Here is a 24584-nt window from a genome sequence, read left to right as displayed (position 1 = left end):
ATCAAAAAAACTTAGTCCCTTAGCAACTCAGAATCTTAGTAACTTCAAAAAAACTAATTCAACAAATACCCAAACCTAATCGATCCATAAAAATAACCAGAATTGGTATTTGTTTCCGGATCTTTTAATTCTCGTCCTCTATAAATAAATGAATAAGACATATTGAAGTTGTTGTGACGGTATTTTAAACCAAACTCGGCATTAAAACGAAGTGGTTCCAGATCAAAAGTTACCGGACTTGTATTGCTAAACATACTGCCTTGAATTGTAGCGTCATAAAATTGATAATTAACGCTTGGCATTGCATAAAAGTAAAATTCCCTAATATTGTATTGCGGCTGAAAACTTATCGAAGCATCGTGCAAATTAGAATCATAAATTGGGAGTAATTTCTTAAAACCAATTCTGGTTAGAAATCCCGTAGAAACCCCGTCAAAAATAGTTCCCAGATTTGCTTCTGACTGAAAATGAAGATCCATAAAATCATTGTGTTTCGATGGAAACATTTTCTTGGAATACATCACATTTGCCTGAACAGCAAAAGCATTGTGTAATTGATTTTCCCAACCAAAAACTTCTTTATAACCAATTATATGATGAAAACTTTCCTGTGTTTCTCTACCAAAAGCATTTGGCCCCATAAAACCCAACTGAAAATTGGTCTTTAAGACAGATTCACTTTGGTAGAAAAAACTTCTTCCCGCTTCGGCAAAAAGATATCCTGTAAAAGGGCGGTCATTTATATCCACCGCCGTTTCATTAATAAACCGCGGATTATAGATGTATTGCCCAATACGGAATTCGGTTATTTTTTTGTTGATTTTTTCGTTGTTATTCTTCGATAAAAAACGGTAGAAAAGTTCTAAACCGTTTGTATAATACATATCATTTTTTGACGATGTATATAAATCGTTATCAGAAATAAACCCAATCTCTGAGGTTTTTGCCTGTCCAAAAGCTAATGCAGATGCCAATAGAAAAAGCGCAATAAAAGATTTTTTATTTCGCATTATAATTTATTTTTCCAACAGAACGCATTTCACGAACAATTCGTTGTTTTCTTCTGTTAATATAACTTGAAGAACCTGTTGCTTTAAACTTTCTTGGGTTTGGTAATATGGCTGCAATTCCGGCTGCCTGCATGGCTGTTAAACTCGATGCATCACGACGGTACCAATGTTCTGTAGCAGCATACGCTCCGTAAACCCCATCTCCCATTTCAATACTATTCAAATAAACTTCCATGATACGCTCTTTTCCCCAAATAAGTTCTATTAGAACGGTAAAATATGCTTCCAGACCTTTACGTAAATAGCTTTTGCCTTGCCATAAAAAGACATTTTTTGCGGTTTGTTGCGAGATCGTACTTCCGCCACGAATACGGCGTCCGCGTTCGTTGCTTTTATAGGCTTTTTGAAGTGCTTTAAAATCAAAACCATTATGTTTCAAAAAAGTTCCGTCTTCACTCGCGATTACCGCTTTTTGTAAATTCATCGAGATTTTCTCAATTGGTTCCCAATCGTGATCAAAATAAACTTCTTTACCATCTAATTTATTTTCTATGGCCCTAATCAACATCAAAGGTGTAAAAGGCACCGGAATGTATTTAAAAAATACAACTGATGCGATCGAGACTCCGAAGAACCATAAGCATAATTTTATAAAAAACCATTTTACTTTTTCACCAAAAGAGCGATTGCCTTTTTTGGGTGCCGTTTTGGGTTTTGGTTTGTTTGCGGTTGTTTTTGGTGCCGGTTTTTTGGTTACTGCCATTATATTAAATCTGCTAATTCTGTTCCTATTAAACCCCCAATTGCTACTCCCATTCCGCCTAAACGCACTCCACAGAACACGTTTTCAGACAGTTGCTCAACAACGGGGTTTTTACTATTTCCTATTCCCATGATACCGCTCCAACGATGCGCGATGTGGAAATCCTGATTTGGTAAAATTACATTTTTAAGTAAATCCTCCAATTTATTTTGTACAATTTTCGTTTGTCCAAATTCTATTGTCGTTTCGGCTTCAAAATCAAGATTTCGTCCTCCGCCCAAAAGAATTCTGTCGCCTATATTTCTAAAATAATAATATCCGCGATCCAGATGAAAAGTACCTCTAATATCTAAATTCTTGATAGGTTCTGTAATTAAAACCTGTGCTCTTGCCGGTTGAACTGCTCCCTTTGTTATGGAATTGGCAAACCCATTTGTGGCAAAAAGTATTTTATTAGATTTAAAACTAAAATCATTTAATACTATTTCGACCTGGCTTCCTAAGTCAGCATATGAAGTTACGGTTTGTTGGTTCAGGATTAAAATATTTTCAGAAACGGCTTGTCTCATCAATTCCTGCATCATGTTTCCAGTATCGATCTGAGCTTCAAACGGATTAAAAATTAAATATTCATGGATATTTTCAAACCCAAATCTGTCCACTTCTTTAGAAAAAACATCAGCTTTAAAAAGCGGTTTCAAAATTTCATTTATAAAAGGCAATCTCGAAATACAAGCATTAAATCCAGTTTCATCTTCTTTCAGGAACAATTCATATCCGCCGTGAGGTTTAAAATCTATGGCAGCATCTCCTAATCTTTTACGGAGTAATTGCAAACCTTTCCAGCGTTTTTCGATCAGATTAATTACATCTTCTTCTGAATGTGTTTTGAGATCTTCCAGAATTTCAGAAAGGCTTCCAAAACAAGCAAAACCTGCATTCTTGGTACTCGCGCCTTGTGGCAGCATTCCTTTTTCTAACACCAGGATTTTAGCTGCAGGGAATCTTTCGCGTAAGCGCAATGCTGCATGCAAACCTACAATACCGCTGCCTACAATAGTATAATCAACATTTGTAAACCAATTTTTAAGTTCCCAATAACTTAATTCCATTTGTCAATTTTTTATAAAAATACTGATTTTTGTTTTACCATATAAGTGATATTTTAAACCATATAAGTAATATAAGTTCATTTAAAATTTTCTTACCTCAGGCTGAGCGTCCCGAGAATTCGGGAGAAGCCAGTTTCAATTGGCACGCCATTCTAACACTCAGCGTCAAAATTTGTACAATAACAAATCAAAATTTCGCAATTTAAAGGAACTTATATTCCTTATATGGTTTAATTCTTTTAACATTTAGTGCTAAAATATATTTGTACTTTTAGGCCCACGAATATTAGAATTATATTATGAAAAAAGTATTATTTACAACCTTAATAATGATGAGTTTAAACGCTATCGGACAAAATGTAATGTCGCCAGAGTTGTTATGGAAATTAGGAAGAGTGAGTGCTCTTGGACTTTCAAAAGATGCGAAAAATGTTGTTTTTAAGGTTTCAACTCCTTCAATTGAGGAAAACAAGTCTTCTTCTAAATTTTATATTATCCCTGTAAATGGTGGTAATGCAACTGAAATCAAAGACACAAAAGAAGTTTTGGCCGATAAAAATATTTCGCCTGACGGAAAATTTTTAGTTTATAACGAAGAGGTAAAATTAGACAAGGTTTTAGGTAAAGATTTTTATCCAAAACTGGACAAGTCTGATGCTCAAATTTATGATGGTTTAGATTATCGTCATTGGGATACCTGGAATGAAGGTAAATTTAACCACGTTTTTTATAAAGAAAATAAAGACGGCGCAACCGGAATTGACATTTTGAAAGGTGAAAATTTCGATTCTCCTCAAAAACCTTTTGGTGGCGACGAAGATTATATCTGGTCTCCTGACGGAAAAAGCATTATATATGTATGCAAGAAAAAAGCCGGAACACAATATGCAACTTCTACCAATACAGATATTTTTGAGTACAATCTTGAAACTCAAAAAACAACAAACAGAACCGAAGGTAATTTAGGTTACGATACAGCTCCGCAATTTTCTCCAACAGGAAACTTAACGTGGCTGCAAATGAAACGTGACGGTTATGAGTCTGATAAAAATGATATTATTGTTGATTTTAAAGGAATCAAAACCAACTTAACAGCAAATTGGGACGGAACCGTTGATAATTTTATCTGGAGTAAAGATGGTAAAAATGTATTTTTTGTAGCACCGGTTGATGGTACAAAACAAATTTTTACTGTAAACTTTCCGGGATTAACCAGAATTGCAATTACAGTTCGTCAGTTAACGAATGGAGATTTTGATGTAAATGATTTAGTTGGTTTTGCAAGCGATGATATTATTGTAACGAGAAATGATATGAATCACGCTCCGGAAGTTTATTCTTTTAACTTAAAGAAAAATAGCTGGAAACAATTGACTAATGTAAATACTGAAACGTATAAAACATTGGCAATTAGTAAAACGGAGAAACGTTATGTAACAACTACAGACGGTAAAAAAATGTTGGTTTGGGTAATTTTACCTCCAAATTTTGATGCTTCAAAAAAATACCCGACTTTATTATTCTGTCAGGGAGGACCTCAGTCTCCGTTGACACAATCGTATTCTTTCCGTTGGAATTTTCAATTAATGGCTGCAAAAGGTTATGTGGTTGTAGCGCCAAACCGTCGCGGAATGCCTGGACATGGTGTAGAATGGAATGAGAAAATCAGTAAAGATTGGGGCGGACAAGTTATGGACGATTACTTATCTGCAATTGATGATGTATCTAAGGAAAGTTATGTAGACAAATCTCGTTTAGGTTGTGTTGGTGCAAGTTACGGAGGATATTCTGTGTTTTATTTAGCTGGAATCCATAAAAACCGTTTCAAGACTTTTATCGCGCATGATGGCGTTTTCAACACGGTAAGTATGTTAGGAACTACTGAAGAGGTTTTCTTTAATAACTGGGATTTTGGTGGTGCTTATTGGGAAAAAGATAATGCTGTAGCTCAAAAAGCATACACAACTTTTAACCCTGCAACTTTAGTTCAAAACTGGAATAAACCTATCTTGATTTTTCAGGGAGGAAAAGATTTCCGTGTACCAATTGGTCAAGGACAAGAAGCTTTTCAGGCTGCTCAATTAAGAGGAATCAAAAGTAGATTCGTTTATTTTCCGGATGAAAATCATTGGGTTTTAAAACCACAAAATGCTCAGGTTTGGCAAGGTGAATTTTTTAAATGGTTAGACGAGACACTTTAATCGATAATAAACTGATAAAAATAGCCGTAGATTTTACATAATCTACGGCTATTTTGTTTTTCAGAACTTCTAATTATATAAAACATTAGCACTTATTTATATTTCTAAAACAGAAATTTTGAATAAATTGCAGGAGTTTCAAAGTATAAAACCTTAAAAATCCCCACACCACTTATGGAGAGTAAAAAAAGTTACATGCCTATTAAAGTACTTTTCAGTTATGTTGCATTGCTGGCTTTGGTCGTTACTGTGGGATGGTTTTTATATTCTGAAAATGTGGTTTATAATAAATTAGAAGATAAAATTGCATTCGAAAAAACTAAGATCCTCAGGGTTAGTAAATTATTTTCGAATGTGTATAAAACCGAAAGCTTAGCAAGAAAAACAATCCAGACCAACTCTGAAGCAGATTTTAAAAGTTATATTATAGAAACCGATTCTCTAAAATCAAGAATCGATACTCTAAAACAAATCGTTACTACACAATATCAAAAAACATTACTGGATAGTGTTACGTATTTATTGTCTGAAAAAACGAAGAATATCAGACAATTAAAAACCATAAAAAATAAAGCCGACGATGAAGTTTCTGTCAATACTGCTATTGATGAAATCACTAAAATGGAGTTTAAACTTAGGAAATTAGAACTTCAGGATTTTAACAAAAATCCAAATCAATTGGGCAGTTATCAGCGAAATGTACTTCAAAAGTATGTTGATTATCTCAATCAGAATATTCCGGACGACAGCACAAATACATTAAGTAAAAAAGCTTCGGATTCTATCTTGGCAAATTCAAAGAAGCTTTTGAGCAATGTAAAACTAAAGGCCGAAAAGAAAAAAGAATCCCTGAACTTTGAAGAGAATAAATTGCTGAAAAATGAAATTGCCATTTCTGATCAACTTCGTAAAGTACTTCGAATTATCGAAAGAGAAATTATCATCAATTCGATAAAAAACAATTCGCTTAAAGAAAAATCGCTTAAAAAAGTCAACGAGATCGTAACGGCTTCAGCTATTATTGGTTTGGTTCTTACGTTGTTTTTCTCGATTTTAATTGTGAGTGATTACTCAAAATCTCAAGTGTATAAAAAACAGCTGGAAATTGCCAATTTCAAAACTAAGAACTTACTTAAAAGCCGCGAACAATTAATCTCGACAGTAAGTCACGATTTAAAAACACCTTTGAGTACAATTGTGGGTTATTCTGAGCTTTTAGGCAATTCTGATGTCAATACAAAACAGTCTTATTTTATCAAAAACATCAAAAATTCATCTGAATATATCACGCAATTAGTACAGGATTTATTAGACTTTTCTAAAATTGAAGCCGGAAAAATCACGATTGAAAAAGTTCCGTTTTTATTACCGGAAATTATTGATGGAGTTGCTAAAAGCATTCAGACCGTTTACAAACAAAAAGACATTGATCTGATTATTAATGTAGATGAAAAACTGAATACAAAAATAGTTGGTGATCCTTTTCGACTCAAACAAATCCTGAGCAACATTATAGGAAATGCGTATAAATTTACCGAAGAAGGTTTTATAAAAATCAGCGCTTATACAACAGATGAGGATGACAGCTATATTATTGCAATTCAGGATTCAGGAATTGGAATTGAGAAAGGAAATCAAAAATTAGTATTTGAAGAATTTGCTCAGGCGAATGAAAACATTGAAAAAAAATATGGCGGAACTGGTTTAGGTTTATCGATTTGCCAGAAAATAATTTCGATTTTAGGCGGAGATTTAAAACTGGAAAGTACGTTCGGGAAAGGAAGTACTTTTGAGATCCAGTTGCCGTTGCAATTTGATAATAGTCCAAGTGTCGTTGCTGAAGTAACCAAACCTGTAATTCGAAATACCAAAAAGCAAACTTTTATTGTTTTAGACGACGATATTAATCTTTTGAACCTCACAAGCGGTGTTTTAAGACAGGAACAACATCAGGTTTTATCCTTTAATAGTGCTATAAAAGCATTAGAAGCGATTCAGAACACGAACTTCGACTTTGTAATTACAGATATACAAATGCCGGAAATGGATGGTTTTATGTTCCTTAAAAAATTAAAAGATTCCGGATATTCCAGTTATAAAAATCAACCTGTAATTGCTTTAACCGGCAGAACAGATCTTGATGCCGCGGTTTATAACGAAGCTGGTTTTACAACGGTAATACAAAAACCGTATTCGCCTAAAATATTACTGGAAACGATTCATCTTATTTTAGAAAATGACACGTTACCCAATGTTGCTATTAATGAAAATGAAGAACAGGCAAGTACTAAATTATATTCTGTTGAAACTTTAAAAGAGTTTTTAGGTAATGATAATGATGCGCTTCATGAAGTTTTAAAATCATTTATAGAAAGCAGTACCGAAAATCTGACTTTACTTGAAAATGCAATATCAGATAAGAATACTGTAGAGATAAATTCTATTGCGCATCGAATTGCGCCCATGTTCAAACAAATTCAGGCGCGCGAAATTGGAGAAATTTTAAAGGTTTTAGAAAATAAAAACCTGGACACTTCTGATTTAAAAGATATTTTTAAAGTTTTACAATCAAAAACAGATTTGCTTTTTACAGCTTTAAGCAAAGAAATTGCTTAATCTATATTGTATTGTTTCAATTTATTGTAAAGTGTTTTGCGGGTAATTTTCAGTAGTTTTGCTGCTTCAGATTTGTTATTCTGTGCTTTTGACAAGGCATGAATAATAGCTTCTTTCTCGTTTTCAGATAAAGAGAAATTCCCACTACTGGCTTGTTGTTTCTGAACCTGGAAAAATTCAACAGGCAAAACATCACTTTTTATAAAATCTCCCTGAGTTAAAAGTGTAGCACGTTTGACACAATTTTGTAATTCACGTAAATTTCCCGGCCAATTGTAATTTTGAAATATAGTAACGACTTCCGGCGAAAATCCTATGATATCTTTATTCAATTGCTGATTGGCTTTTTCAAGAAAATAATCTGCAAAAACCATTAAATCTTCGTCTCTGTCTTTTAATGATGGAGACTGAATCGAAAATTCATTAATTCTATGGTATAAATCTTCTCTGAAATCACCGTTTTTAACCGCTTCGCGTAAATCTTCGTTTGTTGCAGTAATGATGCGTATATCGACATTAATTTCTTTATTGCTTCCAACAGGCTTTATTTTACGTTCCTGAAGTGCTCTTAATAACTGTATTTGATTTTCGTAGGATAGATTTCCTATTTCATCTAAAAAAAGAGTTCCGCCATTTGCGGCTTCAAAATAGCCCATTTTATCGCTAATTGCTCCTGTAAAGGATCCTTTTAAATGTCCGAAGAATTCACTTGCTGCCAATTCTTTAGGAATAGCTCCACAATCGACTGCAATAAAATTATTGTTTTTTCTTAAACTTTGCTGATGAATACTTTTTGCAATAATTTCTTTTCCGGTTCCGCTTTCTCCAATTATTAAAACAGACATATCAGTTGGGCTTACCAAATGAATGTGATCCAATAATTTTTTTGAAGCTACAGAAATTCCTTTTACAAACTCATTTTCAGTATTAGGATTTGCTGTTTTCTTTACAGATTTTTTTTCCTTAACGGGAGCTTCTTCTGTTTCTGAAATTTTTAAGGCATTTGTAATAACCAATAAAACCTCATCAGGATTAAAAGGTTTCGAAATATAATCTGCTGCCCCATTTTTAATAGCTTTTACAGCCGTATTTACATCTGAATATCCTGTCATAAGGATAACGGGAATTTCAGGATATGCAGTTTTAAATTCAGTCATTAATCCAATACCATCAGAGTCCGGCAAACGAAGATCAGTCAAAATTAAATCGAAAGATTCTTTTTTGATTGCTAATCTTGCTTCCGCAGCAGAGAAAGCTATTGTTACCTCGTATGCTTTTTTTACCAGAAACTTTTCTAATAATTTGCAAAACGAAATATCATCTTCTATGAGTAATATCTTTGGCATTTGTTTTTAGGGACTTTTTTGCTAAAATAAGACTATTAAAATTGTCTTTTCACAAAATTATGCAAAAAAAAAGAGATTGCGTATCGCAATCTCTTTTTCACCAAAAACATAAATCTAAATTCACCTAATTTATATCTTTAACCAGTTGCCATTGACATCTGAAAAAACAGTAGCCTTTTGGTCGCCAACCGATATTTCGAGTTTATACTCTTTTTTTTCATTTACAAATGCTTTGTCCAGTTTTGCTCCTGGATAAGCAGTTTGCAGTGCGGTTTTTACAGCCGGCGGTACAGCTTCTGCACTCACCTCTGTGTATTCTGCCTGAGCAGCAACAACCGTCTTAGTTTCTTGCGGAGTTATCTCCTCACTTGCGTAAGTAGATAAACTTCCTAAAACTAATACTGCTGAAAGAATTAACTTTTTCATATTGCGATCTTTTTAATATTTCTCGGCGATAACGCCTTTACTGTCGGTAAAAACAAAACGTTTGTCATTATCATCTCCGGCAGAATTAATTTCTAATTTATACTGCTTTTTTGAATTCACGTATGCCTTTACCAGTTTAGAACCAGGAAAAGATTTTTCTAGTGTAGCTTTTACTTCTACAGGAAGAGCCTCAGCTTTAATTTCTTTAAAACCATCTTGAAATGTAACAACATCCAAATTTGATTTTTTTGATATTGCAGCTTCTGCATTCATAAATAAACTTCCTAAAACAATTACAGCTGACAGAATTAATTTTTTCATAATGTTTGAATTTTTAATTAATAATTAGCTGATAAAATTAGGGATTATTTTTTTATAATATTTCCTGAAGCATCAGTATAAACTGTATACTTTTTTTCACCACTAGAAATCTCTAACTTGTACTCATTCTTTTCGTTTTTATAGGCTTTTTCAAGCTTTGTTTTCGGAAAAGATTTTTCGACAGTTGATTTTACAGCTGCCGGAACAGCATCTGTACCAATTTCAGTAAATTCATCCTGAACCATCACTGACTGAGTCACTGAAGCTTTTACTACAGGATTAGCTGCCTGAACTGACAAACCTCCTAAAATGATTGCTGCTGATAAGATTAACTTTTTCATAATATTAGTTTTTATGGGTTAATAAATTATTTTTTAATAATGTTACCAGAAGCATCTGTATAAACAATAGATTTTTCTCCTCTTACAGTTACTTCTATTTTATACTCTTTTTTGTCATTTACATATGCTTTATCCAATTTCACACCTGGATATGCATTGTCTAATGATGTTTTGATAGCTGCCGGAACAGCATCAACTTCTTTATATTCGTCCTGAATGTTTACTGATTGAACCATTGAACTTGTCACGGCTACATTCCCTGCTTGCATTGACAACCCTCCTAACAGGATAGCTGCCGATAAGATTAACTTTTTCATAGTGATAGTTTTTTACGGTTTAGTTTTAATTATTTTTTAATCCAGGTTCCATCTGCATTAGCAAAAAGAGATCCTACTTTGTCACCTACTGTAACGTCTAGTTTATACTCTGATTTTGCATTTTTGTATGCTTTTGAAAGTACTGCATCCGGATATGCTTTTTTAAGAGCTTCTGTAACTGCAGCTGGTACTTCTTCTAATTTAATTTCAGTGTATTCGTCCTGAATTGAAATTGTTTTTACGATTGAATTTGTAATTGGAGAAGTTGAAGCAAATGATGTTAAACCTCCCAAAACGATTGCGGCTGATAAAAATAGATTTTTCATAATAGTTATATTTTAATGTTGTTAATTTTATTTTAGTATTGCTAATTTGAATCTGCATGAGATGAGCATCTAAAATTTAGCGTGATTATTTTTTGATCCAGGTTCCGTCTGCGTTAGCAAAAAGATTCCCTACTTTGTCACCCACGGTAACATCTAATTTGTATTCTGATTTTTCGTTTTTATACGCTTTAGTAATTACTGCATCCGGATATGCTTTTTTCAAAGATTCAGCAATTGGAGCTGGTAATTCTTCTAATTTAATTTCTGTATATTCATCTTCAATAGAAATCGTTTTAACGATTGTATTTGTAATAGGAGATGTTGAAGCGAATGAAGTTAAACTTCCTAATACAATTGCGGCTGATAAGAATAAATTTTTCATAATGTGTATATTTTAATTATTACTAGTTGTTTACGCTTTAGATAATGAAATAATTGTGCCGCAACTAAAACATTCACTCTTCAACCGCGTAAATCCTTATTATTAAAGACTTTAAGCAGGCTATGCCAAAAAACAAGATTATAAAAAGTGTATAATTTTATGAAATACTGTGTAAAAAGTATACACAAATAGTGTTTACCTAACGTATTTAACAACAAAACCCGACAGGTTTTAAAACCTGTCGGGTTTGATATATAATTTTGTAAATAAAAAAAGGCTGTCTAAATTGACAGCCTTTATATTATTCCTCTATAGGTTTCATTTTAAATGTATCCATAAAAGCAGTTGTATAGTCTCCTGCAATATATCTTGGATCATCCATTAATTGTCTATGAAAAGGTATTGTAGTTTTAACTCCTTCAATAACGAATTCATCAAGAGCTCTTCGCATTTTGCTAATTGCTTCTTCACGAGATTGAGCAGTTGTAATTAACTTAGCAATCATTGAATCGTAATTTGGCGGAATCGTATATCCGGAATAAACGTGAGTATCTAAACGAACTCCGTGACCTCCCGGCATATGAAGTGTAGTAATTTTTCCTGGTGAAGGGCGAAAATCGTTATAAGGATCTTCAGCATTAATACGACATTCGATAGCGTGTAATTCCGGTAAATAGTTTCTGCCTGAAATTGGAATTCCGGCTGCAACCATAATTTGCTCACGAATTAAATCGTAATCAATTACTTGTTCTGTAATTGGGTGCTCTACCTGAATACGGGTATTCATTTCCATGAAGTAGAAATTTCTGTGTTTGTCCACTAAAAATTCTACAGTTCCGGCTCCTTCGTATTTAATGAATTCCGCAGCTTTTACAGCAGCTTCTCCCATTGCAGCACGCAATTCGTCAGTCATGAAAGGCGAAGGTGTTTCTTCAGTTAGTTTTTGGTGACGACGTTGTACAGAACAATCTCTTTCAGAAAGGTGACATGCTTTTCCGTATGAATCTCCAACAACCTGAATTTCGATATGACGTGGTTCTTCGATAAGTTTCTCCATGTACATTCCGTCATTTCCAAATGCTGCAGCTGCTTCCTGACGTGCACTTTCCCATGCTTTCAATAATTCATCTTCTTTCCAAACGGCACGCATTCCTTTTCCACCACCACCGGCAGTTGCTTTAAGCATAACCGGGTAACCAAATTCTTTAGCTAATTTTTGTGTTTGTTCGAAAGACTCTAATAATCCGTCAGAACCTGGTACACATGGAACTCCTGCTGCTTTCATTGTAGCTTTTGCAGAAGCTTTATCTCCCATTTTATCGATCATTTCAGGAGCGGCACCAATAAATTTGATTCCGTGTTCCTGACAAATTTTTGAGAATTTAGCATTCTCAGAAAGAAATCCATAACCTGGATGAATTGCATCTGCATTTGTAATTTCTGCAGCGGCAATAATATTTGACATTTTCAAATACGATAAGTTACTTGGAGGAGGACCAATACAAACCGCTTCGTCAGCAAACTTAACATGTAGACTTTCTGCATCGGCTGTAGAGTAAACTGCTACAGTTTTGATCCCCATTTCTTTACATGTACGAATTACACGAAGTGCAATTTCCCCTCTATTCGCAATTAATATTTTTTTAAACATCTTATTTTAATTAGATAATTAGACAATTTGATAATTAGATAATTTTAGATGATTAACAAAACTATTGTGAATCCTTCTAAAATCTAAAATCTAAAATCTAAATTTATTTATGATGGATCAACTAAGAATAAAGGTTGGTCAAATTCTACAGGAGACATATCGTCTACAAGAATTTTTACAATTTTACCTGAAACTTCTGATTCGATTTCGTTAAATAATTTCATTGCTTCAATTACACAAAGAACATCACCTTTAGAAATAGTACTTCCAACTTCAGTAAATACTGGTTTATCCGGAGATGGTTTTCTATAGAAAGTTCCAATAATTGGAGATTTAATAGTAATGAATTTAGAATCTTCTGCTTGAACAGATGCTTCACTAGTCACGTTTACAACCGCTGGAGCTTGTTGAGGAGCAACTGCTTGTGGCAATGCAGCCTGAGCAGGCAATTGTTGTACATAAGTAGTTTCAGTTACATTTCCTTCTAAAGTTGTTCTAATAGTGATTTTTACATCATCCATTTCTAACTTTACCTCTGCAACTCCCGAATTTGCTACAAATTTGATTAGGTTTTGAATTTCTTTTAAATCCATAATGATTTGTTTTTAGTTTTAATTTATTTCTTATCGTAAGCCCATTTTAGGTAAATAGATCCCCAAGTGAATCCACCACCAAAAGCGGCAAAAATAATATTATCTCCTTTTTTGAACTGGTGTTCAAAATCGCTTAATACCAATGGCAAAGTAGCCGAAGTTGTATTACCATATCTTTCGATATTCATCAATACTTTTGATTCTTCAAGATTCATTCTGCTTGCAGTAGCATCTATAATACGTTTGTTTGCCTGATGCGGCACCAACCAGTTAACATCTTCGTTAGTTAAATTGTTTCTTTTCAGAATCAATTCACTCGCGTCAGCCATATTTGTTACGGCATATTTAAAAACGGTTTTTCCGTCCTGAATAATATTGTGTTGATTGTTTTGAACGGTTTCTAAAGTAGTTGGTATTAGAGAACCTCCGGCAGGAATTTTAAGAAAATCGCGTCCTACACCATCGCTTCGTAAGTATTCATCTTGTAAGCCTAAGCCTTCATAATTTGGTTCGAACAAAACGGCTCCCGCTCCATCTCCAAAAATAATACAAGTTGCTCTGTCTTTATAATCTACAATTGATGACATTTTATCTGCCCCAATTAACAGTACTTTTTTGTATCGCCCTGACTGCACATAAGCTGCAGCAGTTGACATTCCGTATAAAAAACTTGAGCAGGCAGCTTGCAAATCGTATGCAAATGCATTTGTAGCTCCAATTTCTGTAGCAACATAAACTCCTGTAGAGGCTACCGGCATATCCGCTGTAGCTGTTGCCATTATAATCATATCAATCTCTAAAGGATCAATATTTGCTTTCGCAATTAAATCTTGTGCTGCTTTTATTGCAAGAAACGACGTTCCTTTATCAGCATCTTTCAGGATCCTTCTTTCTTTAATTCCAGTACGGGTAGTGATCCATTCGTCATTGGTATCGACCATTGTTTCTAATACTTTGTTCGAAAGAACGAAGTCAGGAACATAAGCTCCAACAGCGGTAATTGCGGCTGTGATTGTATTCATTATATTCTATTATTTCGTTTCAGGTACGGCTGTATCTGAAAAATTTTTAAAAGACTTGAAAATTACAAAAAAAAACGAAATGAATTTGTATGCATTTTCTTAAAAACAGAAAATTATAACCAACAAAAAAAACTCTCACTATGTGAGAGTTCTAGTATCATTTACAAAAACGTATTAAGCAACCGCTACAGATTTATCGATAACAACTTGCCCTCTGTAATACATTTTACCTTCATGCCAGTAAGCTCTGTGGTATAAATGTGCTTCTCCAGTAATAGGACATGTAGCGATTTGAGCTACAGTAGCTTTATAATGTGTTCTTCTCTTATCTCTTCTTGTTTTCGAGATTTTTCTCTTAGGATGTGCCATTTTACTATATTATTTATCCGTTAATAGTTGCTTTAATTTGTCCCAACGCGGGTCAATATCTTCTTCTTTTTTACTCTCTTTTTTCTCTTCTTTGACTTCTTTTACGGTCAGTTCATTTAATTTTTTCAAAGCTTCGGTTTGCAAACTTCCGTCTTTTACTCCTGGATGAACTCGTTTTAACGGTACCGAAAGTGCAATCATTTCATAAATGTATTGTGCAACATCTATTTCATGCTCTCCGTGTGGCAGGATCAACAACTCTTCGTTATCGTTATTGAATTCATCTCCAAAGCGAACAATTAATTTCATTTTCCCTTTTATAGGAAGATCAAAATCTTCGCCTGTCAGATCACAAGGCACATTTACGGTTCCTTTGTGTTTGAATTCCAACTCTAACATGTTGCTTTTCTTATCTAAAACTAAACCAACTTTGATATCTGAACTTTGAAATTCATCGTAATCAAAGTTCTCAAAGAACGCGTTACTTATTTGATACTCAAAATGGTGTTTTCCTAGCTTTAACCCTATGAAAGGAATTAAAAATTCTTTTGTTTTGCTCATTTCAACATCAATTTCTCCAACCCAAATCTAAAAATCAGATACCTGAATTGGGGTGCAAAGATATAAAATTATTATAAAACTAATAATCTTATTCACCTTTTTTTGTTTATAACTGTTTTTCTTTTATTTTAAGAGGTTTTTTACTAATCTCCTCATACTGATTACGCGAGTGAAAAATATCGATTGCAAGATAAATTGCCTCTTTAAACGAATTAAAATCTGCCATGTCTTTTCCAGCAATATCATACGCTGTACCGTGATCCGGCGAGGTTCTGACTTTATTTAAACCTGCTGTATAATTTACTCCTTTTCCAAAAGATAGTGTCTTAAAAGGAATTAATCCCTGATCGTGATAAGTTGCCACAATAGCATCATATTTCTCATATTGACCACTTCCAAAAAAGCCATCTGCAGGAAAAGGGCCAAAAACCATAGTTCCGGCATCGAATATTTTCTTTAGGGCAGGCTTCAAAACCAGATCATCTTCTTTTCCTATTACACCACCATCACCAGCATGAGGATTTAATCCTAAAACAGCAATCTTTGGCTTTACAATACTAAAATCCTGAATTAAAGACTTTCTAATTGTTTCGATCTTTCTTGTAATTAATTCTTCAGTCAAATGCGAAGAAACTTCACTTAAAGGAACATGATCCGTTAGCAAACCAATTCTCAAATTATCCTGAACCATCATCATCAGTGCATTTCCTTCTAATTCCTGATCTAAATAATCAGTATGTCCGGGAAATTTAAAATCTTCTGACTGGATATTGTATTTGTTAATTGGTGCTGTAACCAAAATATCAATTAAATCTTCTTTTAAGGCTTTGGTAGCTGCAACAAACGATTTAATGGCATACTCACCAATTTTCTCATCATTTGTTCCTAAATTAATATCAACACCTTCTTTCCAGAGGTTATAAACATTTACTTTTCCGGGTACAACCTGATCTAACTTATCAACTCCATGGAATTGAACTGTAGAAGTAAAGCTTTTTTTAACAAATGAAAGTATTTTGGCATTGGCAAAAATAACCGGTGTACACATTTCTAACATACGAGAATCTTCGAATGTTTTTAATATAACTTCGCTTCCAATACCGTTTAAATCTCCTATTGAAATTCCAACAATTATATTTTCTGCTTTTTTATTCATGAGCTCAGGTTATTTATTACTAATTTTGATGTGCAAATTTAGTAAAATAAAACAACAATGTTTACAGGAATTATAGAAACCCTTGGAAGGATTCACGAAATAAAGAAAGACCAAAGCAATCTTCATGTTACAGTAGAATCTTCAATTACAACCGAATTAAAAATAGATCAAAGCGTATCGCACAATGGAATATGCCTGACGGTTGTAGCAATAAAAGATTCATTTTACATCGTAACTGCTATCGAAGAAACCATTTTAAAAACAAATATTGGAGACTGGAAAGAAGGTGATATCGTAAATCTGGAAAGAGGAATGAAACTTGGCGATCGTCTCGACGGACATATTGTACAAGGTCACGTAGATCAAACAGGAACCTGCATTAAAATAGAAGAAGCAAACGGAAGCTGGAATTATACTTTTGAGTATGATAAAAACCTTAGCAACATTACGATCGAAAAAGGTTCTATAACCGTTAACGGGGTTAGCCTTACTGTTGTAAACTCTAAAACAAATGAATTTAGCGTTTCGATTATTCCGTATACTTTTGAAAATACTAATTTCAAAAATTTCGAAGTTGGAACAAAAATAAACTTAGAATTTGATGTTGTTGGAAAATACATCTCAAGACTTTATTCTATCAACAAATAAAATTCAAAACCTATTTCACAAAAAGAAAAGCTTCAATTTACATTGAAGCTTTTCTTTTTAAATTATGATTATATACCGTGTAAAACCCTAAAAATAAGGCAGCCACTAATAATAATAGTATATCTTGATTTATATCACTAGTTGGAGGATTGACAGGAACACCCATAGGTTGCATTGGAACAGGTGGTTCAGCAGCAAAAACCGTAAGATTAATCAAAGTGAAAAACAACGCAAAAAAAATAGTCTTTATCTTCATAATTTTAACATGCTGCTATACAGCAAGGTAGGTTGCTAAATTTATTTAATTTAATATAATTCGCACAAAAACAGGGGCTTACACTTAATTATTCGACAAATGTATAAGTTTTTTGCAAAAACACAAGATTTAAATCAAAAAAACTTAATAAAACTTCCTTTTCTTTTTTGACGTAAGAAATAAACCCAAAAAAATAATTTATTTTAAAATCATTTAAATTCATTTACGTAAAAACTCAAAATTTGGATTTACAACAAACGAATTTACTCAAAAAAAATTATTACTTCCTTATCAAAATATAATGGATTGTTAATTTTACATTTTCATAACGCAAGGACACAAAAAACCTTAATTAAACCTCTTTAATTCGATTCAATAAAACTTAAAAATAGAATTAATAAAAAAGCCTTTACACTGCTGTAAAGGCTTGATTGAAACTGTGGTCCCACCTGGGCTCGAACCAGGGACCACCTGATTATGAGTCAGGTGCTCTAACCAGCTGAGCTATAGGACCGGTTTGAGGATGCAATATTACTACTATTTTTAATTCACTCCAAATATTTTGGGATATGATTTCTATTTAATTTCAAATAATTGTAAGTCTTTTTAAAACACAATTGATTTTCAACACCTTATTTCAAATAGTCTAAACACTTTTTTTTATCTAATTTCCTGGCAAAGCTCGACTAAAACGCCATTTGTGTTTTTTGGATGCAAAAAAACCACCAATTTATTATCGGCACCCTTCTTTGGAACTTCATTTATCAACACGAAACCTTCATTTTTAAGTCGGGCAATTTCGGCATGAATATCTTCCACATCAAAAGCGATATGATGAATCCCTTCTCCTTTTTTTTCTAAAAACTTTGCAATTGGACTTTCCGGATTCGTTGCCGTCAAAAGTTCAATTTTATTTACTCCTGTCTTAAAAAAAGAAGTCAGCACTCCTTCGCTTTCTACAGATTCCATTTTATAGCACGAAACTCCTAATAATTTTTCGAACAATACATTTGCATCATCCATATTTTTAACCGCGATCCCTATATGTTCTATTTTATTTACCATAACATTCAATTATCGTTTATTGATTAATATAAGTATTAAAATATCCACATTCTGCAATAACATCCTGATAGTATTTAGTATCTGAATAGTCCTTTTTTAAAGTTTTAAAACTATTCCAGGCAATAAAATTAATTTTATCATCATTTGCATCCCACCAATTCTTCACACTATTATACTTATTATTATAATATTCGTTACGCTCGCATTTTGCTAACATATAAATACATTTTGCTTTTTGCTCTTTTGTTGTTGCTGCATCAAGTGCTTTTTGATAATACATTTTGGGAACATCACAATTGGTAATCATTTTTTTCATCGAATCTCTGAACGAATATGGACTTGAACCATAACCTACGATACTAACTTCATAAAAAGTCCTTCCGTTACCAAAATGGGTGATATTATAAAATGCATTTCCCAACAACAAACTATTCGTATAAACATCTTCTTTCTGCGCCAGTTTATCCTGCATTGATTTTATCGTATTTAAGAAATCAATCTGCGTGTATTTCTTTTTTTGATATGCCTCGTGATCACAATCATGGCAATCTTTTATATTCCCGTTAAACGGATTGCCCAGAAAAGTGTAATATTGAACTGAATCTGTTTGCTGAATAAAAGCAATTGCTTCCGGTATCTTATTTTTAAAAGTTGCCTGAACCGCCTGAAAACTATTAATATCTTTTAATTTTAAATTATAAATTCCGGCGCCAATTTTTTCGATCTCCGTTTTATTTGGCTTAACCAAAAATGATTTCATGTCTAACAAATTCTTTTCGTTATCATAAAAAGCATTTCCTCCGCCCCAATAATAGGAATTAGAATGAGAATCCCCGCCAAACAATTCTACCATTACAGGATTTGATTTCGCTCTGTATAAAGCAGCTAAATAATTCTTGCTCCACTGTGCTGCATTTTGATAACGAAATTCGTCGCCTTTATATGTTTTAGGAAGTTCCTGATATAGCCAATTCAAGTCTGCCAGGATTGTTTTTTCGTTTTTATCCGTAAGCTTATCTATTTTACTCATATTATTTACAAAGCGCAACAACCTCAACTGATAATTTGCTAATTCCGTTTTAGGCATTGTTTTCTCTGCTTTATTCAAATTGGTATCTGCGGCGGCATAATCTCCTTTTAGAGTTTGCAAATATCCTAATGAAATATCCCATAAATAAGGTTTCTCTGTATTTCCGGCAGCAGCAATTTTAGCCACTAAATCAAATGCTTTAGTATTGATCTTGACTTTATTTGCTTCTCTGTTTTCAGCAACTGATTGTTTAACCGCAGGCGAACTATAATCATCAGGGTTTGTTCTTGCCTCAAACGAATTGTTCAAACTCTGCTCCTGGTTATTCACCAATCTGGTCAGTAAATAGTTCAGGTGTTCACTTTTAGGATCTAATTCATAAATTTTTCCTATTGCCTGAGTTTCGTCTTTATAATACCCATGAACTGCCCAAAGAGCTGCTTTTTCTTTATTGTTTTTGGCCATTGCCAAAGACTTATTCCAATCGGCATCATTTTGAGGATGAAAACTATACGCCGTTACAATCCTGAGTTCAGGACATTTATCAAATACTTGTGCATAAAGATAATTAGATGCAGCATATTTTTTTTGTTGATAGTTGATTCCCGCCACATAAGAAAGTGCACGGTAATATAATGTGTTTTTAGCTACAGAAGCTTCTGTTTTATTAAAAAATTCAATTGTTTTTTTCTTATTACTGCTATAGAAATACGCTTTTGCAGTAAGAAACCAATATCTGTTTTTCAGGAATGAATCTGAAGTTGTGTTGTAAACATTTTCGATGGACTGAATCATTTTCAAATCATCAAAAGTTTTAGCCACAACAGGATCATAACTCCAATAATCCGTATTAATAGATACAGTTTCTATTTTTTGTGCCAAATATAAAAACTCAATAAAGCTTTTTACTTTAGCATCTTTGAGATTAATCTTTTTACCCCATTTTAACGAAGTTTGATTTTCTTTTTTATTTTTAAAAAAAACATGAAGCTGCGTAATATCGGTTTTGTTCTGAGCTGTTTTTTTCTCAGAAGAATACATTGGGGTTTCATCACCAATTAAAAAATAATTTACGGTTGCCGTATCTACTTTCCCTTTTAAATAATTTTCCCAGTCTGATTTTATATCTTCATTAAATCTGGAATTATGTTGGGTATCAAAACCAATTCCGTAGAAAATAGAACCGGATAAAAAAAGTGGCGAATATGACTTATCTGTAAATGTTTCTGGCGTAAAATTAGAATTATACCCAAAAAAGTCCCAGTCATCACCTCCTCCGCAAGCATAAATTATTCCGTAAACAGAAAGTAAAGCAGCACTAGAAACAAGAAATAACTTGTTTAAAAATATTCTTTTCATGGTTTTTAATATTGAATTCGTCTAAATCGTAAAATATAATTTCTTTTGGGGCCTGAGCTAAATTATCGTCTAAATCATGGGCCATTTCTTTTAGGTCTTCTGATGAAATTGACTCTGTTTTCAACAGATCGTTCTTCTCATAAAAAACTCCGTTTTTATAGTTAGATTGTTTTACCTTAAAATATATGGTACCCATTTTCTCAAAATTAGCATCTTTACTCAACTCACTACTATTTAGTTTTGAGCGTAAACCAATCACTTTTTGATTCCTGATATGAACTGCCCAGGAATATATTGGCAAAGCAAAATCAAGATGCAAAGGATATTTCTTTAAACTTTGAAGATATCTTTGGGCAATTTTTTTGCTGTAAATAGAATTCAGGGAATCTGGTGCAATTGTACCTATATTATAATACATGAGAACGCCTGAATCGACATTTGGAATTTTTGTTTTCCTGAAATATTTAACCTGATGCAATCGAATTGTAGCCGAAAGCTTTTTATGTGACAGCTTTTTAAACCGTTCTATAAATTTAAGATAATTGTCTTTACTTTTCAAGGTCCAGTCGCAATCGATTTGAATTTCCTGACAAACAATTTTGTTCTTAGTATTAATTTCTTCAATTAAATGAATTGTTTTCTGAGCTAAATCGTCAATATCAGGATGAGATTGCAACATGACTTTGTTTTGAATAAAAACTACCGGAACAATATCAAATTTATCAGTGCTTTCCAGAAAACGAACAGGACTTACAGGAATTGGATCTTTTGTTTGTGGATGCAAACCAATATCAAAATACCGAATATAAAGTTTACTTACTTCATTATCCTGCAATACTTCTTTCTCAGTTTCAGATAATTTAAAGATGGTTTTCCAGTAATAAAAAGCTACAATTGGCTTTTCATTTTTACCACAAGAAATCAGTAAAAAAACCAGCAAACCAACGTAAAATCTTTTTATCAAAACGGGGGGAAATTATATTTAAAATCAAAAGTAAGAAATTATATCCTGCCGATGATTTCAAATTCAAAAAAAATAGCAAGGAAACAAAAGCCTTAAATCCTAATAAATGGATAAAAAATTTCAATTAAAGCAAATATAATCGTTATTTTGTGCAATCAAATTTAAAATTGTTATGTTGAAAAACAACTTCAGATATATTTCCTTTTTACTGGTATTTTTAATGTTCAGCTGCGCCAAACGAGGCAGTATTACCGGCGGATTAAAAGATACTCTTGCCCCGGTTTTAAGATACAGTTCACCTAAAAACTTCAGTACTAATTTTGAAGGAGATGAAATCATTTTAGGATTTGATGAATATGTTAAGCTTAAAAACCTAAACAAGCAGCTTATTATTTCACCTCCAATGAAACATGAACCATTGATCTTGCCTACAAATGCAAGCAAGGTTATTACCATAAAAATAAAAGATACTTTACAGCCTAATACTACTTACAGTTTCAACTTTGGTCAAAGTATCGCAGATAATAACGAAGGAAATGCGATCAATCAATTTAAGTATATTTTTTCTACTGGATCTTATATCGATTCGTTATCTATTAGCGGACAAATTAGGGACGCTTATGAAAAAAATGTGGACAATTTTGTATCTGTAATGCTTTATGAAGTAAACGATACTTTTAAGGATTCTGTAATCTACAAACAAAGTCCAAGATATATCACAAATACACTGGACAGTTTGAGAACTTTTAAATTAGAAAATCTAAAAGCCGGAAAATATTTACTCGTTGCCCTGAAAGACAAAGGAAGCAATAACAGATACAATCCAAAAGATGATAAAATTGGATTCCTTAAACATTATATCACAGTACCAAATGACACGGTATTTGAATTGGAATTATTTAAGGAAACGCTTCCTCTAAAAGTTTTCAAACCTATTCAGGCATCCGGAAACCGAGTATTTTTGCCTTACGAAGGAAAACAAAACTTTAAAAATTCGAAACCTAAAATTGTCCTGAAACACAATAATGAAGTTGTGGAAACAATTGTAACTGCTTTTCCTAAAAAAGATTCCCTGCAAGTTTGGTACAAACCAATAAAAGCAGATTCATTATCTATGGAAATCAGCAGAGATAAGTATGATAAAAAGTTTACTTTTAAAGTTAAAGACCAGAAAAAAGACACCTTAAATATAACTGCAGTACAAAGCGGAACCCTAAATTTCAGGGAACGTTTTACACTGGAATCCGCAACTCCGCTTGTTAAATTTGATAAGTCAAAAATTAGGCTCGTAAATAAAGATTCTGTTGCTGTAGATTTTACTACGGAATATGATGAATATGATCAAAAATTATATTTCGATTTCAAGAAAGAACCGGTACAAAAATATAACTTCACCTTTTTTCCGGGTGCTTTGACTGATTTTTATGAAAAGACAAATGACACACTACATTATAAATTAACGACAAAAGAATACTCTGATTATGGTAATCTGGTGTTGAATTTACAAAACGTAAAACGATTTCCTATAATCGTTGAAATCACCAATAAAAAGGGAGATGTGGTATATGCCACTGATTATTCTGAAGGCAAAACCAAACTTGAATTCAATTTACTTGTACCAGAAATTTTCGCAGTTCGAATTATCTATGATGATAATAAAAACAAGATGTATGATACCGGAAGTTTCTTAAACAAAACATATGCTGAAGAAGTCTTCTATTATCAGGGTGATGTTGACGTAAGAACAAATTGGGATGTAGATCAGTCAATTGACTTAAGTGTTCCTTTTAATCCTGAGGTTGAGAAAAAACTACTGGATAAAAAGAAAAAAGAAGATGCAAAGAAACGAAAAGCGTTTTAGATTTTAATTTCGAAAACATCCTTATCACTCAGGAAATCTAGTTTTTCACGTGTTTCCAACATTGCTTTTTTGTCCAGATCAACTACAAAAACAGCTTCGGTTTCCTGAGGTTCCAGAATAAAATTGCCTAAAAAATCAATTACTTGCGAATGTCCAATATGTTCGTAATTATTAGCATCTAATCCTACTCTGTTTACACCAATTACATAACTTAAATTCTCGATTGCTCTTGCTTTTAGCAGAGTATCCCAGGCATTGGTTCGTACTTTTGGCCAATTTGCAACGTATAACAGCAAGTCATAGTTCTCGACATTTCTGGCAAAAACCGGAAACCTTAAGTCGTAGCAAACCTGTAAACAAATCTTCCAGTCGAGATATTCTACGATTACTTTTTCATTTCCGTTTGCATAGAATTTATCTTCTCCGGCAAGCGTAAATAAGTGACGCTTGTTATAATACTGAATTTCTCCTGACGGAAAAACGAATACCATTCTGTTATAATATTTTCCATTTTCAACAATAACCAAACTTCCCGTAATGGCGAAGTTTTTTTGTTTTGCCAAAGCTTGTAACCATAACACCGTTTCACCCTGCATACTTTCAGCAACCTGCTCAGCATTCATGGTAAATCCTGTTGAAAACATTTCCGGAAGTACCACTAAATCAGCTTCTGAATCGATCTGATTTATTTTCGATTCAAAGGTTTTTCTGTTTTTAGAAGCGTCTTCCCAGTAAAGATCTGATTGTATAAGTGCAATTTTCATAGTTCAAAAATACGAATTTTAAGATTAAAATTATTTTTTGCATTAAAAACGTTATCTGCAAAAATTTCTCAAAACATCTCTTAAAGTGGGAGATCTTTTGGATATTAAAAATACTTCAATAAAA

25 protein-coding genes and 1 tRNA gene are annotated in these 24584 nt (G+C 33.0%); 4 read left to right on the top strand and 22 right to left on the bottom strand.

All coding sequences use genetic code 11. The features are described 5' to 3' along the window. Positions 1-53: 53 nt before the first annotated feature. The 3 genes from BXU01_RS07480 to BXU01_RS07470 are packed head-to-tail and all read right to left on the bottom strand — an operon-like array spanning position 54 to position 2885. Entirely contained in the window at positions 54-1010 is a 957-nt protein-coding gene (locus BXU01_RS07480) for a lipid A deacylase LpxR family protein (protein ID WP_083692593.1), read from the bottom strand. Next, a complete protein-coding gene (gene mtgA, locus BXU01_RS07475) occupies positions 1000-1773 on the bottom strand; it encodes a monofunctional biosynthetic peptidoglycan transglycosylase (RefSeq protein WP_083692592.1) in 774 nt (257 codons plus the stop codon). The genes BXU01_RS07480 and mtgA overlap by 11 nt, the downstream gene beginning before the upstream one ends. Continuing rightward, positions 1773-2885: an FAD-binding oxidoreductase gene (locus BXU01_RS07470; RefSeq protein WP_083692591.1), complete on the bottom strand. Its 1113-nt coding sequence runs from the start codon at positions 2883-2885 to the stop codon at positions 1773-1775. The genes mtgA and BXU01_RS07470 overlap by 1 nt, the downstream gene beginning before the upstream one ends. Before the next feature lie 299 nt (positions 2886-3184). Between BXU01_RS07470 and BXU01_RS07465 the strand changes: the two genes are divergently transcribed. Then, on the top strand, positions 3185-5086 hold the full coding sequence (locus BXU01_RS07465; RefSeq protein WP_083692590.1) for a S9 family peptidase: 1902 nt from the start codon (positions 3185-3187) through the stop codon (positions 5084-5086). A gap of 174 nt (positions 5087-5260) precedes the next feature. Then, positions 5261-7702, top strand: a complete 2442-nt coding sequence (locus tag BXU01_RS07460; RefSeq protein ID WP_083692589.1) for an ATP-binding protein — start codon at positions 5261-5263, stop codon at positions 7700-7702. On the opposite strand, the gene BXU01_RS07455 is transcribed toward BXU01_RS07460, so the two are convergent. The 13 genes from BXU01_RS07455 to pdxA form a co-directional block, all read right to left on the bottom strand. Beyond that, positions 7699-9048, bottom strand: coding sequence for a sigma-54 dependent transcriptional regulator (locus BXU01_RS07455; protein ID WP_083692588.1), 1350 nt, complete (start codon positions 9046-9048; stop codon positions 7699-7701). The two genes, BXU01_RS07460 and BXU01_RS07455, sit on opposite strands and share 4 nt — an antisense overlap. Before the next feature lie 129 nt (positions 9049-9177). Further along, positions 9178-9474, bottom strand: a complete 297-nt coding sequence (locus BXU01_RS07450) for a hypothetical protein (RefSeq protein ID WP_083692587.1) — start codon at positions 9472-9474, stop codon at positions 9178-9180. A 12-nt stretch (positions 9475-9486) separates the two neighbouring features. Next, positions 9487-9795, bottom strand: a complete 309-nt coding sequence (locus tag BXU01_RS07445; protein WP_083692586.1) for a hypothetical protein — start codon at positions 9793-9795, stop codon at positions 9487-9489. Positions 9796-9839: 44 nt separating this feature from the next. Next, positions 9840-10136 (bottom strand): PepSY-like domain-containing protein, encoded by a 297-nt coding sequence (locus tag BXU01_RS07440; protein WP_083692585.1) that lies wholly within the window; start codon positions 10134-10136, stop codon positions 9840-9842. A gap of 26 nt (positions 10137-10162) precedes the next feature. Beyond that, complete coding sequence (locus BXU01_RS07435) at positions 10163-10453, bottom strand: hypothetical protein (RefSeq protein ID WP_055093849.1); 291 nt, start codon at positions 10451-10453, stop codon at positions 10163-10165. A 29-nt stretch (positions 10454-10482) separates the two neighbouring features. After that, positions 10483-10779: a hypothetical protein gene (locus BXU01_RS07430; RefSeq protein ID WP_055093851.1), complete on the bottom strand. Its 297-nt coding sequence runs from the start codon at positions 10777-10779 to the stop codon at positions 10483-10485. A gap of 85 nt (positions 10780-10864) precedes the next feature. Continuing rightward, positions 10865-11161, bottom strand: a complete 297-nt coding sequence (locus tag BXU01_RS07425) for a hypothetical protein (RefSeq protein WP_083692584.1) — start codon at positions 11159-11161, stop codon at positions 10865-10867. A 301-nt stretch (positions 11162-11462) separates the two neighbouring features. After that, on the bottom strand, positions 11463-12812 hold the full coding sequence (gene accC / locus BXU01_RS07420) for an acetyl-CoA carboxylase biotin carboxylase subunit (protein ID WP_083692583.1): 1350 nt from the start codon (positions 12810-12812) through the stop codon (positions 11463-11465). A gap of 107 nt (positions 12813-12919) precedes the next feature. Beyond that, positions 12920-13405, bottom strand: coding sequence for an acetyl-CoA carboxylase biotin carboxyl carrier protein (accB, locus tag BXU01_RS07415; RefSeq protein ID WP_083692582.1), 486 nt, complete (start codon positions 13403-13405; stop codon positions 12920-12922). Positions 13406-13428: 23 nt separating this feature from the next. After that, entirely contained in the window at positions 13429-14427 is a 999-nt protein-coding gene (locus BXU01_RS07410; protein WP_055093859.1) for a beta-ketoacyl-ACP synthase III, read from the bottom strand. Between the two features lie 174 nt (positions 14428-14601). Beyond that, positions 14602-14796, bottom strand: a complete 195-nt coding sequence (rpmF, locus tag BXU01_RS07405; RefSeq protein WP_007137315.1) for a 50S ribosomal protein L32 — start codon at positions 14794-14796, stop codon at positions 14602-14604. Positions 14797-14805: 9 nt separating this feature from the next. Then, positions 14806-15357, bottom strand: coding sequence for a DUF177 domain-containing protein (locus tag BXU01_RS07400; RefSeq protein WP_083692581.1), 552 nt, complete (start codon positions 15355-15357; stop codon positions 14806-14808). Between the two features lie 106 nt (positions 15358-15463). Further along, complete coding sequence (gene pdxA / locus BXU01_RS07395; RefSeq protein ID WP_083692580.1) at positions 15464-16513, bottom strand: 4-hydroxythreonine-4-phosphate dehydrogenase PdxA; 1050 nt, start codon at positions 16511-16513, stop codon at positions 15464-15466. A 57-nt stretch (positions 16514-16570) separates the two neighbouring features. Between pdxA and BXU01_RS07390 the strand changes: the two genes are divergently transcribed. Beyond that, the gene (locus BXU01_RS07390) at positions 16571-17161 is read left to right on the top strand and encodes a riboflavin synthase (RefSeq protein WP_083692579.1); all 591 of its coding nucleotides are present in this window, start codon (positions 16571-16573) and stop codon (positions 17159-17161) included. Positions 17162-17198: 37 nt separating this feature from the next. Here BXU01_RS07390 and BXU01_RS07385 read toward each other — a convergent pair whose 3' ends face one another. The 5 genes from BXU01_RS07385 to BXU01_RS07365 all read right to left on the bottom strand — a co-directional run bounded on the left by BXU01_RS07385 (position 17199) and on the right by BXU01_RS07365 (position 21835). Beyond that, entirely contained in the window at positions 17199-17417 is a 219-nt protein-coding gene (locus tag BXU01_RS07385) for a hypothetical protein (protein ID WP_083692578.1), read from the bottom strand. A gap of 440 nt (positions 17418-17857) precedes the next feature. Continuing rightward, positions 17858-17931: transfer RNA gene (locus tag BXU01_RS07380), tRNA-Ile, on the bottom strand. Between the two features lie 146 nt (positions 17932-18077). Then, a complete protein-coding gene (mce, locus tag BXU01_RS07375) occupies positions 18078-18482 on the bottom strand; it encodes a methylmalonyl-CoA epimerase (protein ID WP_083692577.1) in 405 nt (134 codons plus the stop codon). Positions 18483-18498: 16 nt separating this feature from the next. Next, complete coding sequence (locus BXU01_RS07370; RefSeq protein WP_083692576.1) at positions 18499-20871, bottom strand: hypothetical protein; 2373 nt, start codon at positions 20869-20871, stop codon at positions 18499-18501. After that, positions 20831-21835, bottom strand: coding sequence for a hypothetical protein (locus BXU01_RS07365; protein ID WP_083692575.1), 1005 nt, complete (start codon positions 21833-21835; stop codon positions 20831-20833). The genes BXU01_RS07370 and BXU01_RS07365 overlap by 41 nt, the downstream gene beginning before the upstream one ends. A gap of 172 nt (positions 21836-22007) precedes the next feature. Between BXU01_RS07365 and BXU01_RS07360 the strand changes: the two genes are divergently transcribed. Continuing rightward, the gene (locus tag BXU01_RS07360) at positions 22008-23696 is read left to right on the top strand and encodes an Ig-like domain-containing protein (RefSeq protein WP_083692574.1); all 1689 of its coding nucleotides are present in this window, start codon (positions 22008-22010) and stop codon (positions 23694-23696) included. Here the strand turns inward: BXU01_RS07360 and BXU01_RS07355 are convergent. Beyond that, a complete protein-coding gene (locus BXU01_RS07355) occupies positions 23693-24460 on the bottom strand; it encodes an amidohydrolase (protein ID WP_083692573.1) in 768 nt (255 codons plus the stop codon). The genes BXU01_RS07360 and BXU01_RS07355 overlap by 4 nt on opposite strands. Positions 24461-24584: the final 124 nt, after the last annotated feature.

Source organism: [Flexibacter] sp. ATCC 35103, assembly GCF_001975985.1.
Lineage (GTDB): Bacteria > Bacteroidota > Bacteroidia > Flavobacteriales > Flavobacteriaceae > Flavobacterium.
This window is presented reverse-complemented; position numbering and strand designations above follow the sequence as displayed.